Raw genomic sequence first — 14,822 nt, 5'->3', positions numbered from 1 at the left:
CGCCTTGTGCGTAACTGGCGTTCGCCGACATGACCGAGAATTCAAGCTGCGCGACTTATGGCTGCCTGCGACTGCCAAGTTTGAAGGCCGGCGAATCATTCAGATGCACACGCAGCGGGGTCAGCGTATTGCCCTGCGCCACCAGCGAGACCTTGCCCAGACCGCCCCGCTCCGCGGTATTCCACACCGCGATGGCTATGCTGTTGCGGCCCCGCGGATCGAGAATGCCGGTGGGCACAGGAAACACGTGCTGCGGCCCGGTGTCGTTGATGTATCGGCCGACTTGCCAGCCGTTGACGAAGATCAGTGCGCGGTAATGCCGATCTGGTGTGTCGCTGATCTTCACCGCCACCGGTAAGTCCTGATCTGCCGGCAGGTCCAGGGTGGCGCTGGTGCGGTACCAGACCACGCCCGGCGTGGCGACCTTCTGCGGCAGTTTGACCGATGCCCAGTGCGCATCCGGATAGCCCGGCAGCGACCAGCCCGCGCGCTCGCCGTACAGGCCGCCGTTGTTCATCGGCCCGCGCACCAGGTTCGGCGGCGTCTCGCCGCCGCGCGCGCCCTGGATGCGCCAGCGGATCGGCGTCAGCGCGCCGGTCAGCGTGGCCGCCGTCAGGCCGCGCGGTTCCTGCGAGTCGCCGCTGTGTCCTTCCTGGTTGTGGCCCATGTTGGAGACCAGTACCGACAGCACGTTGTCCTGACCGACCTTGAGCTGGTCCGGTGCGATGACGAACTTGCGTTCGCCGCCCGAGCGCGTGCCCAGCCAGTGGCCATTGAGCCACACGCTGAGCACGCCATGGTTGCCGTCGTGGATACCGGTATGGGCATCGAGCAGGAGGTTGCGCTCGCTGCCGGTGGCGGTGAAGCGGCCGCGGTACCAGACGTTGCCGTGGTGGAAGCCGTAGGCGTCGGCGTTGAGGATCGGCAGGCGTCCGTCCCAGAACGGGTTGCCGGTGTGCTTGAGGTCGGTGCGCCGCCAGCGGCTGTCATCGAATCCGGGCGCGATCTCGGGCGCGCCGGCGTGCATGCGCCAATGCGCGAGTGTGGGCAGCGTGACCGGCCGCGGTCCTGGCAGGCTCGCCGTCAGGCTGTGCGATGCCGTCGCCTGCGTGGCAATGGCCCGCCCGTTCCAGCGCAGGTCATGGACGCCTTGCGGTGCAAACACCTCGACAGGGCCGGGCGCCGTGGTATCGCCGCGCAGTGCGATCTCATCGCCCGTGACCCGCGCCGAACGCAGCAGGTAGGCACCGCGCACCAGCAACGGGCCATGCGCAGTGTCGACGCGCCAGAAACGTTCCGCAACGGCGTTGTCGCCGATCAACAGCAGCAGCGGACGACGGCCGCCATCGACCAGGACACGGGCCAGCTGGCCATGCCGGTAATCCAGACGCAGGCTGTGGAGGTGGGCGTCCCAGTGCGATGAAACCTGACCGTCGAGTACGTGCACCTGCGGGCGCCGGGCCACATGCAGCACCGTCTCCCCAGCTTCACCCTTGCGGCCGTAGAGCACGGCAATATCGCGCCCGTCGGCCGTTACGCTGGTGAGCCAATCGGAGGTCGAATAGACCAGGTATTGGCGACCGAAGCGATAGTCGGCCAGCAGGATCTTGGCGTCGCGGCCATGGATACGCAGCGTGCTGCCGGCCTGCTGCGGAATGCGCAGCGCATGCGTGGCCGCACCCGGTGCATCGGCCACCTGCACGCGCAGGTGCGTGAACTCGTCGCTGCGCGAGGTGACGTCGGCATGGCGCAGGAAGTAGAAGCGCGTGCCGTTGTCGGGATTGACGCGGCCGACCACCTGCAGTGCCGTGTTGTCCGGCGCCGGCGTGGTGAACACGTCGGTCTTGTCGATCGCCGGTACCGAGGCCAGCAGGGTGCCGATCAGTTTCTGCTGCGCGTACTTGGGCGTCAGCCGGCGCGCTTCGGTGATCGCCGCGCCGTAGTCGTAGGAGCTGTACACGCCGGGTGAGGCCAACCAGCCCCAGTTGCTGCCGCCGTAGGTCATGTAGAAGTTCTGCATGGTCGAGCCGGCGGCGATATTGGACTCATAGAACACGCGTTCGAAGGCCGGGCCGGTCAGCTTGCGGCAGGCCGCATAGCCGGCGCCGCCCCAGGTATCGAAGGCACCGCCCTGATATTCGGGGAAGAACAGCGGTGATTTGGTCAGCGCCTGGCGCTCATCATGGTAGGCGTAGAAGCCCTTCCAGCGCCCGGGATGGCTGCAGTCGAAGCCCAGCGGATACGAATCGTAGCCGGGCAGTTCGACCGCGCCGATGCCGCCCTGGAAACCGGCATTGTGGTTGCCCATCAACGGCACGGTGATGCCGTCGGCACGCGCCTGGCGCTCGATCGCACGCATGTAGCGATGATTCTCGGGCGAGTGGTTCCACAACTCGTTTTCCACCTGGTACAGGATCACCGTGCCGGTGCCGTTGCTGAGCTGGTGGCGGGCGATGATCGGATCGATGTGGCGCAGCCATTGGCGGTAGGCGGCGGTATAGTCCGGCGCCGGCGAGCGCGGCCTGCCGGCCTCGGTGGCCAGCCAGGCCGGCAGGCCGCCACCATCGGTCTCGGCGTTGATGTAGGGGCCGGGTCGCGCGATCACGTAGATGCCGACCTTGGCCGCCATGTCCAGCAGACGGTCGACATTGCGGATGCCGTGGAAGTCGTAGACGCCGCGGCGTGGCGAGTGGTACGCCCAGTTGAAGTAGATCTCCACGGCGTTGTAGCCGCCGGCCTTCATCTTTTCGAGCACGTCCAGCCACAGGTCCGGACTGGGCAGGCGCCAGTAGTGGAACGAGCCCGACCACATGTACAGCCGTTTGCCGTCGATCTTCAGCGAATAGTGGTCGTAGCCGATGCGGTGATGCCCGGCGGCCGCCGCAGGCGCCGGCCATGCCGTCGGCATGGCAAGCACGGCGGCCATCAGCAGGCTCGACACGACCCGGCGCATCAGTCGCCGCTCCGCGCCGGCACCACCGGCAGGTCGATGTAGCTGGCCTTGCCCGGCGCGTGATAGATGGTCTGAGTGGCCTTCTTGTAGTCCCCGGGCCGGGCCAGGAAGATGTTCTTGACGAAGCTCTGCGGATTGCGGTCGTACAGCGGGAACCAGCTCGACTGGATCTGCACCATGATGCGGTGCCCCTTCCTGAACACGTGGTTGGTGGTCGGCAGGTGGAAGTGGTAGGGCAGCGGCGTGTCCGGCGTGAGCGGCTGCGGGTCGTCGTAGCCGGTGCGGTAGCGGCCGCGGAAAATGTCCATGGCCACGCCCAGCTCATAGCCGCCCATCGACGGCTTCACGCGCACCTCATCCGGGTACACGTCGATCAACTTCACCACCCAGTCGCTGTCGGTGCCACTGGTGGCCGCGCTCAGATGCACCTCGGGCCGGCCGGCGATCATCAGCGGCTGCTTGAGCGGCGCCGTCTCGTAGCTCAGCACGTCGGTGCGGGTGGCGAACTGGCGCTGGTCGTCGACCAGCCATTCGGGCCAGCTGTCGACCTGGTCGGGACGGCCATGGCTCCACGGCTGGATCGGGCGGATGCGGTAGGGCACCGGCTTGGCCGGATCGGACACGTAGCTGTCGCTGTCGTGCTTGCCGCCCTTCGGCGGCGCGAAGCCGAGGCCGCCGTCGGCATGCAGATACAGCGGTTTCATGGTCGGCGTGCAGGTACCGCCGCAGCCTTCGGGCCAGTGCGAGAGCCGCTCCCAGTGATTGACGCCGGTGACAAAGGCGGTGACCGGCGCCACATGCGCCGGCGGCGCACCGTCCTTCAGATACTGCGCCAGGAACGGCCGCAGCACGTGCTGGCGGAACCACTTGGCGGTGTCCATGTCCAGGTCGATCTTGCCGATGTCCGAGGCGGTGTCCCAGGTCTTGGCATGGCGCCAGGGCCCGATCGCCAGGAACAGTCTGCCCTTGGCCGACGGCTTGTCGGCCAGTGCCCGGTACACGGCCATGGCGCCGTAGATGTCCTCCTCGTCCCACAGGCTTTGCACCAGCAGGGTGGGGATGGTCACCGGCTGTCTGGCCAGCAGCTTGTCGACGGCCTGGTCCTGCCAGAAGCTGTCGTAGGCGGGATGCTGCACCAGCTTGCGCCAGAAGCCGAGCTGGTCCATGCCGCGCGCCTTGGCCAGCGCGCCGGCGGAACCGGCCTTGAGATACAGGTCGTAGTCGTCGCGGTAGCCCGACCACCACGGATACTGACTGCGGCGCCCGGCTTCCTGGCCGTAGATATAAGGGATCATCTGCTCGCGGAAAGCACCCTTGTGGAACCAGTCGTCGCCCATCCAGCCATCGACCATGGGATTGATCGGCACCGTCACCTTCAGTGCCGGATTCGGGTGCACCATGGCCATGAGCGCTTCGTAGCCGTCGTAGGAGATACCGACGATGCCGACTTTGCCGTTGCTCTGCGGAATATGCTTGACCAGCCAGGCGACGGTGTCGTCGATGTCGGTGGCATCGTCCACCGGGGTGTGGTTGAGCGGCCCGCGCAGCGGCCGGTTCATGACGAAGTCGCCAGCCGAGCCGTACTTGCCGCGCACGTCGACGACGACGCGGATATAGCCGTCCTCGACGACGATGTCGGCCGGCGTGTCGTAGCCGTTGATCACCGGCCCCAGATGTGGACTGTCGGCACGATGGGTCATGCTCTCGGCGTTGTAGGGTGTCATCGTCAGCACGATGCCGGCACGCGTGACACCCTTCGGGATCATGATCGATGCATGCAATTTGGTACCGTCGCGCATCGGTATGTCGACGCTGCGGCGGATATATTGATCGTGGCGCACGGCGTGGAAATGCGCCGGGGTTTCGTTGGGCAGCGAAGCGTACTGGCTTTGCGCGGCGACCGGCGCGGCCAGCGCACCGGTGCAGGCGACCAGCAGCGCGGCGGTGAGTGAGCGGACGAAAGGGGGCATGCTAGCTCCTCTTGCATCGAAGGTGCGGCCGAAGCCGCACCGCCATATGGACGATAACGTTACCCGAGTGCGCCCGGAAGCGCACCAGAAGGACGATGCAGGCCGTCAGAAGTCGTAGCTTACCCCCAGGCGCACGTAGCGCGGCGGCGTGTAGAAGTCGACCTGCTTGTAACTGTCGGCAACCGCCGTGCTGCGGCCGTAGTTCTGGCTCAGCTGCTCGGGCCGCTGCTGGTTGAACAGGTTGTAGACCATCACGTTGAAACCCAGCTTGCGGCCGGCCCATTCGGGACGATACTCGGCACTGACGCTGAGTAGCTCCTGCCATGGCATGCGCCCCTTGTCACCGGGCCGGCTCGGCTTGCCTGCACAATAGTGATAGAAGCTTCCATATCCGGAAGGATCGGTTTCATTAGGTCCGAAGTATCCCAGGCAGCTCTTGGGTGTCCCCGACTGGATCAGCAGATTGGCCGACAGCAACCACTCCGGCGTGACCTGGTAGGAGCCGTAGATCTTCAGCTGATGCTTGCGATCATTGGGCAGATAGCCATTGGCGTATGCCATCAGTGTGGCGTAGTCCCAGTCGCGGGTCGCCGAGACATTGGACTGACCGGTCGCCGAATTGACCTGTCCCTCGGTATTGCCGTAGTTGCGCGAGTACAGATAGTCGATACGCGCCGACCAGGTGCCATCGAATGGGTGCGACAGGTAGGCATTGAGCCCGTAATAGTTGCGCTTCAGGTGAGGGAAGCCGAAGTCGGCGTTGGTCACTGTCACATTGGCGTACCCTCCGTCCGAGGTCGCCAACTGATAGACGTTGGCCCGTCCCGGATTGGACAGGTAACAGCTGCCGATGGTGACATTGGCCGGATCGACGCCCTGGGCCTGGGCGGCACGGGCGATGGCCTGGTTGTCGCATACGTCATCCAGCGCATTGCGCAAATGGCGCACCGTCCCCTTCATGCCCCAGATCCATGACGGATCGATCTGCTGATCGAAGCCGAGGATGTATTCGTCCTGATCCTCGGATTTGATGTTCTTGGCGCTGACCGTCTTGGGATCCGGCGCCTGGCCATACTCGCCATTGGGTGACACCGCGCCGCCGGTTTCCGAAGCGATGTAGGTGACGCCGGTGGGCATGCCCGAGGAATCGATGCCGGTGTAGGTAAAATACTGATTGGTGGCGATCGAGCCGGCCGCGGTGCGCAAGGCGACACTGGCCGGCATGGCCAGATAATAGCGACCGGCGTTGCCGTAGATCTTCAGCGTCGAGTCGCCATGCACATCCCAGGAAAAACCCAGCCGGGGTGCCCACTGCGGCTTGCCCAGGCGCAAATACGGCACCCCTTCGGGGTTGTAGTTGGTGAACTGGTCATTGCGCAACCCAAGCTGCAGCATCAGGCGGTCGGTGACCTGCCAGTTGTCCTCGACATACTGGGCACGCTGGCGCACCCGCACCGAGGCCGAGTTCGAATAGTGCCGGATGTAGCCGTAGTAGCCGGTACCACCACCGGGGTAGTCGCCCGGCGCGCCGACGTAGGGTGAGTCGCTGATGTTCTTGCCGGGGTCGCCCTTGGCGTACCAGAGCTCGTAGCCGGCCGCGCCGATGAAAGCGCCGTCGTCGATGTCGTGGGAGTCCTGATTGTCTATGCCCACAGTGATCGAATGATTGCCGATCTTGTAGTTCAGATCCGCGCGCAGGTTGCTCAGCGTGGAGCGGTGGCCGGGATTGTTGATGACATCGATGGTCTGGCCATTGGTCAGCCCCGGCGCTCCGGGAATGGCCGGATTCTGCTGATCGGCGCCACGAATGATCGGGCCGTCCACACCCGAGCCGGGTGGCTGGCTGTAGTAGGTCAGGCGTGACTTGCCGTACATCGCGGTCAGGGTCAGGTCGTCGGTAATGTAGCTGGTGTACTTGGCGATATAGATATCGGCACTGGTCTTGGTGGTCTGATCTTGGCCGATGTAGTCGCCGGTGGCCTGGTCGGCATAGTCGAAGGCGTACTTCTGGCCTTCATAGCGATGCGTTTGCGATACGCCGGTCAGCTCCAGGATGTTGTTGTCATCGATGTTCCAATCCAGTTTCAGGTAGGCCTTGGGGTTCTTGTAGGTGTAACGGGTGTTGGCCAGCGTCGAGGTCACATTGCTGACGTTGTTGCCGTGCTCGCGCTCGGCTTCGACAGCGGCGAACATGTAAAGACGATCGCGGATCAGCGGACCACCGGCGTAGGCATCGACGGTGGACGTCCATGAGCTGTTCTTCCTGTTGAGCTGGTAGAGCTGGCCGCCCTTGCTGCCGGTGTCCGGATAGTAGATGTTGCGTGCATCAGCCTTGGCGAAGGCCGGCTCCCACAGCACCTGACCGCCGAAGTGCCAGGTATTGGTGCCACGCTTGCCGACCTGGCTGATCACGCCGCCGTCGGAACGGCCGTAGCGTGCCGAGTAGCCGCCGCTGAGCACTTCCTCCTGGTCGACCGCGCCATAGGGCAGCGACACGCCACCGAAGCCGCTGAGCGGATCGGTGGTGTTCAGGCCGTTGACGTAATAGGCGTTTTCAGTGACGGTCGAGCCACTGAACGAGACCAGCTGCTGGCCCTGCGGTCCACTGAAGTAGCTGCTGCCGGGCGAGGCGCCTGGCGCCAGCAAGGCCACTGCCTCGGCGCTACGCTGCAGCGGCAGCCGCGCCATTTGCTGGGCGGTGATGATGGTACTGGAACTGGCCGAGGTGACGTCGATAGGCGGCAGGGCGTTGGCGGCCACGGACACTGTGGCCAGATCGGCGGCATGAGCCTCGCCGGGCTGGGCACTAAACGAAACGTGCGTGGCGGCACCCACGCGCAGGGTCACGCCCTTGCGCGATTCGACGGTGCGACCATCACGGCGCAAGCTCACGGTGTAAGTGCTCAAGGGCAGCGCAGCGGCGCTGTAGCGGCCCTGGCTGTCTACAGGCACCTCTCGGCTGACACCATTGCTACCCTGGATAAGCACTGTTTCACCGGTAGCAGCAGGCGCCTGGCCGACGATGCTGCCGTCGGTGGATTGGGCATGCGCGGTGCCGCCGAGCGCGGCGGCTACCGCCAGTGCCAGAACGGAGCGAAACGGGATTCGGCTATACATGGAGTGACTCCTGGAAGAGACGGTTCGACATCGCTTGGATCGATTCAAATCCTGGTTGAACAAGGAGCCTTCCTGGCGGGAACGGCACGTCGCCTTCTGCACAGGCCACGGTGAGACCGGCGGCGGGGTCCGATCCAGCGCCACGGGATCCCCTTCCCGCGGCGCTGGTGTGTTTCGGTGCTACACGGCACGGCGGCGGGACCCGGCGCCACCATGCATATCCTGTATCGCCGCCGACAGCGGACGCGCCATGTGGCGTATCCGGCCGTGGCGGCAGTCCTCAAAATTGCGCCGATACTGTGAACACAGCGGTACGCGGCGCACCGATGTAGTAGTAGCCAGGCGTGGAGTCGTCGCCGAGCGTGGCCAGGTAATGCTTGTTGGCAATGTTGGTCACCGTCAGGTCGAAGTCCAGCGACTTCAGCAACGGCCGGCTCGCACCGCCATGGGTCAAGTCCAAGTGATAGCCGAGGTGGGCGTCGAACACCGTGTATGGATTCATCTTCTCGCTGTTGTCGAGCGTGCCATAGCGATCACCGACATACTTGGCCGAGACGCCAGCACGCAAGCCGTGACGGTGATAATTGACGCCGACCGCGAGCATGCGGCCCGGCTGTCCGGCGACCTTGTTGCCCTTGACGATGTCGTTGATGCTTTCCAGGTACTTGGACTGGTTCCAGGTCAGCGATGTATACACGTCCAGCACCGGTGCCACGCTCCAGTTGAGCAAGCCCTCCACGCCCTTGGACTCGATACCACCGACGTTGATGTAGGTACCCTCGGTGCCGACCGTATAGTTGATGCGGGTGTAGTCCGAGCTCGGCGTGATTTCATTGATCTGGTTGGCGAAGCGCACGTGGTAGAGCGCCAGGCTGGCCTGCAGCTGACGGCTCTGGTAGCGATAGCCCAGGTCGATGTTGGCCGAGGTTTCCGGTTTCACGTGGCTGATGTCGCTGCCACTGTCGCCGGCCTGCAACAGGCTGTCGGCAGGCGGTGCGAAATTCTTCGTATAGCTGGCGTAGATCTGATGGTGCGTGTCCAAATGCCAGACTGCGCCGACCGAGGGCAGTAGCTTGGAGTTGAAGTTCTTGCTGGCGAAGGGGCTATCGGCGATCTCGTCGGTGCCGTTGATATGCACCAGGTATTTGTCCACGCCCAGCGACAGGTCGATGGATCCAAGGTTAAGCGTGTCCTGCAGGAACAGCTTGCGGGTATGTGTGATCAGGCGGTCATAGAACTGGATGTAATACGGCTTGTCCGCGTACTGCCAGGATGCCGAAGTATCAAGCACCGCATGCCACTTGCGACCGGCGATGCGATGCTGATCCTCCAACCAGACGCCCGCGTACAGGTGGTTGATGCCGATGTTCCAGTGACCATTGAGCAGGAAGCCGTAGCGGGCATTCTTGTAGATACTCTGGCGAAAGCTGTTGATCGCGCTGGAACCTGTCGGGTAGCAACTGGCGTCGAATGGGTCCTTGCAGCCCTTCGGCTGGGCTAGCGCCAGACCATCGGGAGTCCGGTAATAGGCCTCGACGAAATCGGCGCCTTCGGCCGGATAGTGGTTGACCAGGTTGCCGCCGGCGTCGGTGGCGTAGAGCTGGTAGGGCGGCATCCAGCCGCCGTAGCCTTCCTGGAAGTGGTAATAGGGGTAGAAGCTGACATTGGCCTGGTCGTTGACCTGATAGTCGAGCTTGATGCCGACCAGCGCGTTCTTGCGCTTGGTATTCCAGGGATTGACGTAGTTCTGGTCGATCTGCGGAATGCCGGTCCAGTCCACGGTCAGATGGTCGTCGCGTGGATCGTCGTGAAATTGCGCCTTGGTCACATCGTTGTAGTTGTTTTCATAGGCATCGTCCCAGGAGCCGCGGGCGGTCAGCGTCAACTTGTCGGTGAGGTAGCTGATCAGCTTGGCGTCGATGTGGTCGCGACTGGTATGGCCGTTGTCCGGATGACCGTGGTGGACCCAGCGGTTGTTGTGCGTGGTGGAGTAGCTGAGATAGGCGTAGGTGCTGTTGTTGAATAACGCGCCGGTGTCGTAGCGCACGAAGGTACGCTTGGCGTTCCATTCGCCAATGGACTGGTCGACGCGCAGGCCAGCGTCGTTCCTCGGGTCACTGGACACGTAGCTCAACGTACCGCCCAGGGCCTGCGCCGAGGGCGAGCCGATGTCCGCGGTACCCTGCGATACCGTAGCCTCGGCCAGATTCTCACTGTCCAGAAAGCGATTGGGCTTGGCACCGCCGCCATAGCCGGCCGAGCCGTTCGGCAATCCGTCGATGGTGAAGCCCAGGGTGTCCTGGGTGAAGCCACGCAGGGTAATGCCGGTGGAATAGTCGTCGCTGTCGAAAACGCCGCCCTGGGTGATGTTGACGCCCGGCGCGAAATTGACGGCGTCGGTTACGCTGCTCAAGGGCGGCTGGAACTTGGTGATCTGTACCGGGACCGCGGTATTGGTGAAACCGACGGCGCGGCCACTGACCTGCACCGTCTCCAGTTCAGTGGTGCCCTTGGTCTTGTTGTCGTCCGCCGGTGAACCAGTGGCCAAGGCCGTCGCCGACGACACCGCGGAATCGGCATCGGTGGGGGCAGGATGAGCGCGGGTATTGGCATGCGCGGCACCGCACAGCGCACCCGCCAAAGCAACGGCGAGCGCTGAACGCATGGCATGGGTGTGTGGTGACATGAGTCGAACTCCGGAAAGTCAGCGGTTGAAGGGTCGGGTGGAAAAGCGGCTAAACATGCGTCGGAGCGGTCGTCACCGGATCGCGGGCGCGAGCGTCTACGCGCAAGGCACGCAGGTGCTCGCGAAAAGGTGCATGGATCGACGACCGTCAGCGGTCTTCTTTCAGGAACTGTCTTCGCGCGGCAAGGGCGGATCGGCGCCGCCGAAGCGGTGATGCCGCTCATCTGCCCCGCCCGTGTCGGACGCTGCCGCCACCACGTTCGCATGGTGGTGAAGCGCGTCCTGGGTCAGCCTGGCGGCATGCTGCGCAGCCATCGGATAATCGAGTCCGCCGGAGCGGTTGAAGAGATTGACGATCGCCCAAGGGACGGGACGCTCGTCGACCGGCACCATCGCCATGCCGGGCTCTCGCAAGCCGCCAAAAGCATCGCGGTCATGGGACGCCAGGGCCTTGTCGAGAACACGGTGCAAGGGCGGATCGACCGGCCCCCGTGGAGTCGCCATACGTTCTTCTTTGCTGGCAACACCCCCCGCGGGAAGACGTGTCGACGCCTCGACCGGCACTTCGCACATATCCGCCAGGCGACAGCCGGGCACGCCGAGTGTGACGGCGTGACTCATGGCCGGACCTTGGCGAGGGCGCCACGATCAGGCATACACCACCTCGCCGATGCTGCGAGCCAGGGACTTCATCGCCTGACTGCGACCGGCGCCCTGGTCGGTGACCAGCGTGCCGATGGCATCGACCGCACAATAGCCGACGCGGCTGCGCACACCGATCTTGGAACGGTCGGCAGCGATGATGGTGTGGTGCGCATGCGTGCTCATCGCCCGCGCCACCTCGGCCTCGTCGAGCAGAAAGCTGGTGGCGCCCATCACCGCGTCGACGCCGACCGGCGACAAGATCGCCACATGCACGCTATGGCGTGCGATCTCGGCCACTGTGACCGCACCATAGGTTGAATTGAGCTCGGCATTGAAGCTGCCGCCTAGCAGGCGCACATGGTTGCCGTGATCTCGCTCCTGCGTGGCCGCCAGCTTCGCCGCCACGCCGACCGAATTGGTGATCACGGTCAGGCCGTGCAGGCTGGCCAGGGCCTCAGCGACAAAGGTGGTGGTGGTGCCAGCGTCCAGGAACAGGGTCTGACCACTTTCCACCAGGCCGGCAACGGCACGTGCGATAGCACGCTTCTCACGCACCCGCGTGGTCGCACGCACGTCGATCGGCGGCTCGTCGCCAACCAGTACCGCGCCGCCGTGCACGCGCTGTATCTCGCCGCGCGCCTCCAGGCGCAGCAGGTCACGCCGCACCGTCTCGCGCGACACGCCCAGCTCGCTGGTGATGCGCTCCACCGACACCTGGCCGAAGGTCTTGAGCAGGCCGCGGATGCGTTTGTAGCGTTCCTCATGCCACATCGGGCGTTCTCCTTTGGAAATGACGCGCGAGCAGTGTGGCGCAAACACGCATCGCCAGCGCGGCCGCAGCCACGCTGGCGACGATGCAGGTGGCGTAGGCGGCGGCCTGGGAGACAAAGCCGTTGGCATCGAGCTGCATCACTGCCACCGAGGCCAGATTCAGCTCCGGCGTGACCAGAAATACCACCGCCGACAAGGTCACCATCGATTGCATGAACAGGAAGAAGAACACCGAGGCCACGGTCGGCGCAGTGAACGGCAGCACCACGTCACGCAGGCGGCGCAGCAGGCCGCCGCCCAGGCAGGTCACAGCGTCTTCCAGCGCTCCCGGCACCGCACGCATGCCGGTGGCCAACATCAGATAGCTCTGTGCGTGGTAGTGATACAGATTGCAGGCGGCCATCAGGAACAGGCTGCCGTAGAGCATGTCCGCCAGCGGCCCAGTATTGAAACTCATCAGATAGGCGATGCCGATGACCAGGCCCGGCACGGCGGCGGGCAAGGTGGCCATCACGTGCAGCCCACGTGCCAGCGATGGCCGCGCGCGGCGCACCAGCAAGGTCAGCGCGAACACCAGAACGGTACCGGCCAAGGCGGTCAATAGCGCCAGCTTCAGTGAGGTGAAGATGGGCGTATAACCATCCGGGAGATCGGTATGGTAGTGGGCCAGTGTCAGCTCGAGTCGATACGGCCACAGCTTGACCAAGCTGGCATAGACCACGGTGGCGAACACCGCCAGCACCGGCGCCAGCACCACCACACTGCCCAGGCCCAGCCCAAGGTCGCGGCCACGCCCGGGTCGCACATCAGCCGGTCGCGCGTGTTCGGAACCGGTACCGGCACGGCGCAGCGCCGAGCGCTCGACCAGCAGTGAGGCCAGCGCCGGCAACAAGAGCAACATGCCGACGGCGGCACCCATGTTGATGTCCATCTGTCCGGCGACCTGGTCGTAGACCTCGTTGGCCAACACCCGATACGGTCCGCCCAGCACGATGGCGTTGCCAAAATCGGTGATGGTCACGCTGAACACCACGAAGACCGCTGCCAGCAGGCCGTAGCGGCTTTGCGCCAGCGTAATGTCGAGGAACTGGCGCCACGGCGAGGCGCCCATGGTCAGCGCTGCGTCGTAGTGGCGATGATCGGTGCGCTCCAATGCAGCGGCGATGATCAGCGTAGCCTGCGGCAAGGCGTAGATGGCGTTCGCCGCGACCAGACCCCAGAATCCGTAGATATCGGTATCCAGGCCGGTCCAGCGATGCACCAGACCGTTGCGCCCGAGCAGGAACAGCAGGCCCAGCCCCTGCATCAGCGACGGCGCCAGCATCGGCAACATCAAAACTGCGAACATGAGCCGCCGTCCGCGCACCCGCGAACGCTTGAACAGCATGGCCAGCAGCAGGCCGGCAGCAAGCGCCAGCACGGTGACGGTGCCCGACATCGTCAGGCTGTGCCATGCCGCGCGCGCAATGCCCGGCTCGCTCCACAGCCGCAGATAGTTGGCCAGCGTCGGACCGCCGGCGCCATCGACGGTAAAGCTGCGCCAGCCTATCGACAGCAGGGGATAGACAAAGAACAAGGCCAGAGCGAGTAGCGGCAGGCCGCCGCCGAGCAGGCCCAGGGCGCGTTCGGTCCCGGGCCGGTACACACGTGTGGCGGGTGTGCAGGTATTCATGCGCGTACCCAGGTGCAGCGATCCGGACGCACCGACACACTTACCGCGTCGCCCTGCGCCAGTGCGGTATCGCGGTGCTGCTCGCACAGCAATTGACGACCGCGCCATTCGATCTGCCATCGCACCGTCGCACCACGGAAGGTGGCGGCGCCCATGCGCGCCGTACCCTCTGCCTCGGCCCGTACCAGCACGTCCTCCGGACGCACGCAGGCGACGAACATGTCATCGCTTCCCGATGGCCGATGCACCAGCAGTTCGGGCCAGACTTCCCGTATCCAGGCAGTGGGCAGCAGGTTCGACTCACCGACGAAGCCGGCGACAAAGGCGGTACGCGGTCGCAGGTAGAGCTCGCGCGGCGCGGCGATTTGCTCGATGCGCCCCTGATTCATGCACACGATGCGGTCGGCCATGCTCAGCGCCTCTTCCTGATCGTGGGTCACCATCAGTGTGGGAATCGCGAGCGAGCGCTGCAGCTGACGCAGCTCGCCGCGCAGTTGCTCGCGAACCCGCGCGTCGAGCGCCGACAGCGGCTCGTCCAGCAGCAGCAGCCCAGGGTCTACCGCCAGCGCGCGGGCCAGCGCGACGCGCTGCTGCTGGCCGCCGGAAAGCTCGGCCGGATAACGCGCGGCGGCGTCCGGCATGCGCACCAGCGCCAGCAGTTCCTCGCAGCGCGCGGCGATGCTCGCGCGCGTGGCGCGCCGCAGGCGCATGCCGTAGCCGATGTTCTGCGCCACGGTCATGGTGGGAAACAGCGAGTAGGACTGGAATACCAGTCCGATGTTGCGCTGCTGCGCGGGCAACGGCGTCAGCTCGCGCGTACCGAGACGGATGGTGCCGCCGTCGGCCTCGAGTAGGCCGGCGATGATGCGCAGCAAGGTGGTCTTGCCACAGCCACTGGGACCCAGCAGACAGACAAACTCGTGCTCGCCGGCGGCGAAGCCGATACCGTCCAGCACGCGTTGGCCGGCGAAGGACTTGTGAAGGTTGTCAATCTGCAAATACACGGTG

General features: G+C 64.8%; 8 protein-coding genes. All 8 read right to left on the bottom strand.

Features of this window, described 5'->3' with window-relative positions; translation table 11 throughout:
* Nucleotides 1–55 precede the first annotated feature (55 nt).
* The 8 genes from HBF24_RS08895 to HBF24_RS08860 all read right to left on the bottom strand — a co-directional run bounded on the left by HBF24_RS08895 (nt 56) and on the right by HBF24_RS08860 (nt 14,818).
* Nucleotides 56–2,953, bottom strand: a complete 2,898-nt coding sequence (locus HBF24_RS08895) for a beta-galactosidase (protein ID WP_167172008.1) — start codon at nt 2,951–2,953, stop codon at nt 56–58.
* A complete protein-coding gene (locus HBF24_RS08890; protein ID WP_167172005.1) occupies nt 2,953–4,923 on the bottom strand; it encodes a CocE/NonD family hydrolase in 1,971 nt (656 codons plus the stop codon). Before HBF24_RS08890 ends, HBF24_RS08895 begins: the two co-directional genes overlap by 1 nt.
* 105 nt (nt 4,924–5,028) lie before the next feature.
* Nucleotides 5,029–8,040, bottom strand: a complete 3,012-nt coding sequence (locus HBF24_RS08885) for a TonB-dependent receptor (RefSeq protein WP_167172003.1) — start codon at nt 8,038–8,040, stop codon at nt 5,029–5,031.
* A gap of 280 nt (nt 8,041–8,320) precedes the next feature.
* Nucleotides 8,321–10,726, bottom strand: a complete 2,406-nt coding sequence (locus tag HBF24_RS08880; RefSeq protein ID WP_167172000.1) for a TonB-dependent receptor — start codon at nt 10,724–10,726, stop codon at nt 8,321–8,323.
* A 162-nt stretch (nt 10,727–10,888) separates the two neighbouring features.
* On the bottom strand, nt 10,889–11,347 hold the full coding sequence (locus HBF24_RS08875) for a hypothetical protein (protein ID WP_167171998.1): 459 nt from the start codon (nt 11,345–11,347) through the stop codon (nt 10,889–10,891).
* A 27-nt stretch (nt 11,348–11,374) separates the two neighbouring features.
* On the bottom strand, nt 11,375–12,142 hold the full coding sequence (locus HBF24_RS08870; protein ID WP_167171995.1) for a DeoR/GlpR family DNA-binding transcription regulator: 768 nt from the start codon (nt 12,140–12,142) through the stop codon (nt 11,375–11,377).
* Nucleotides 12,132–13,814 carry an ABC transporter permease subunit gene (locus tag HBF24_RS08865; protein ID WP_167171993.1) on the bottom strand — a complete coding sequence of 561 codons (1,683 nt, stop codon included), beginning with the start codon at nt 13,812–13,814 and terminating at the stop codon, nt 12,132–12,134. The genes HBF24_RS08870 and HBF24_RS08865 overlap by 11 nt, the downstream gene beginning before the upstream one ends.
* Nucleotides 13,811–14,818 (bottom strand): ATP-binding cassette domain-containing protein, encoded by a 1,008-nt coding sequence (locus tag HBF24_RS08860; protein WP_167171990.1) that lies wholly within the window; start codon nt 14,816–14,818, stop codon nt 13,811–13,813. The genes HBF24_RS08865 and HBF24_RS08860 overlap by 4 nt, the downstream gene beginning before the upstream one ends.
* Nucleotides 14,819–14,822 lie beyond the last annotated feature (4 nt).

Origin of the sequence: Oleiagrimonas sp. C23AA (assembly GCF_011759385.1) — a bacterium.
Lineage (GTDB): Bacteria > Pseudomonadota > Gammaproteobacteria > Xanthomonadales > Rhodanobacteraceae > Oleiagrimonas.
This window is presented reverse-complemented; position numbering and strand designations above follow the sequence as displayed.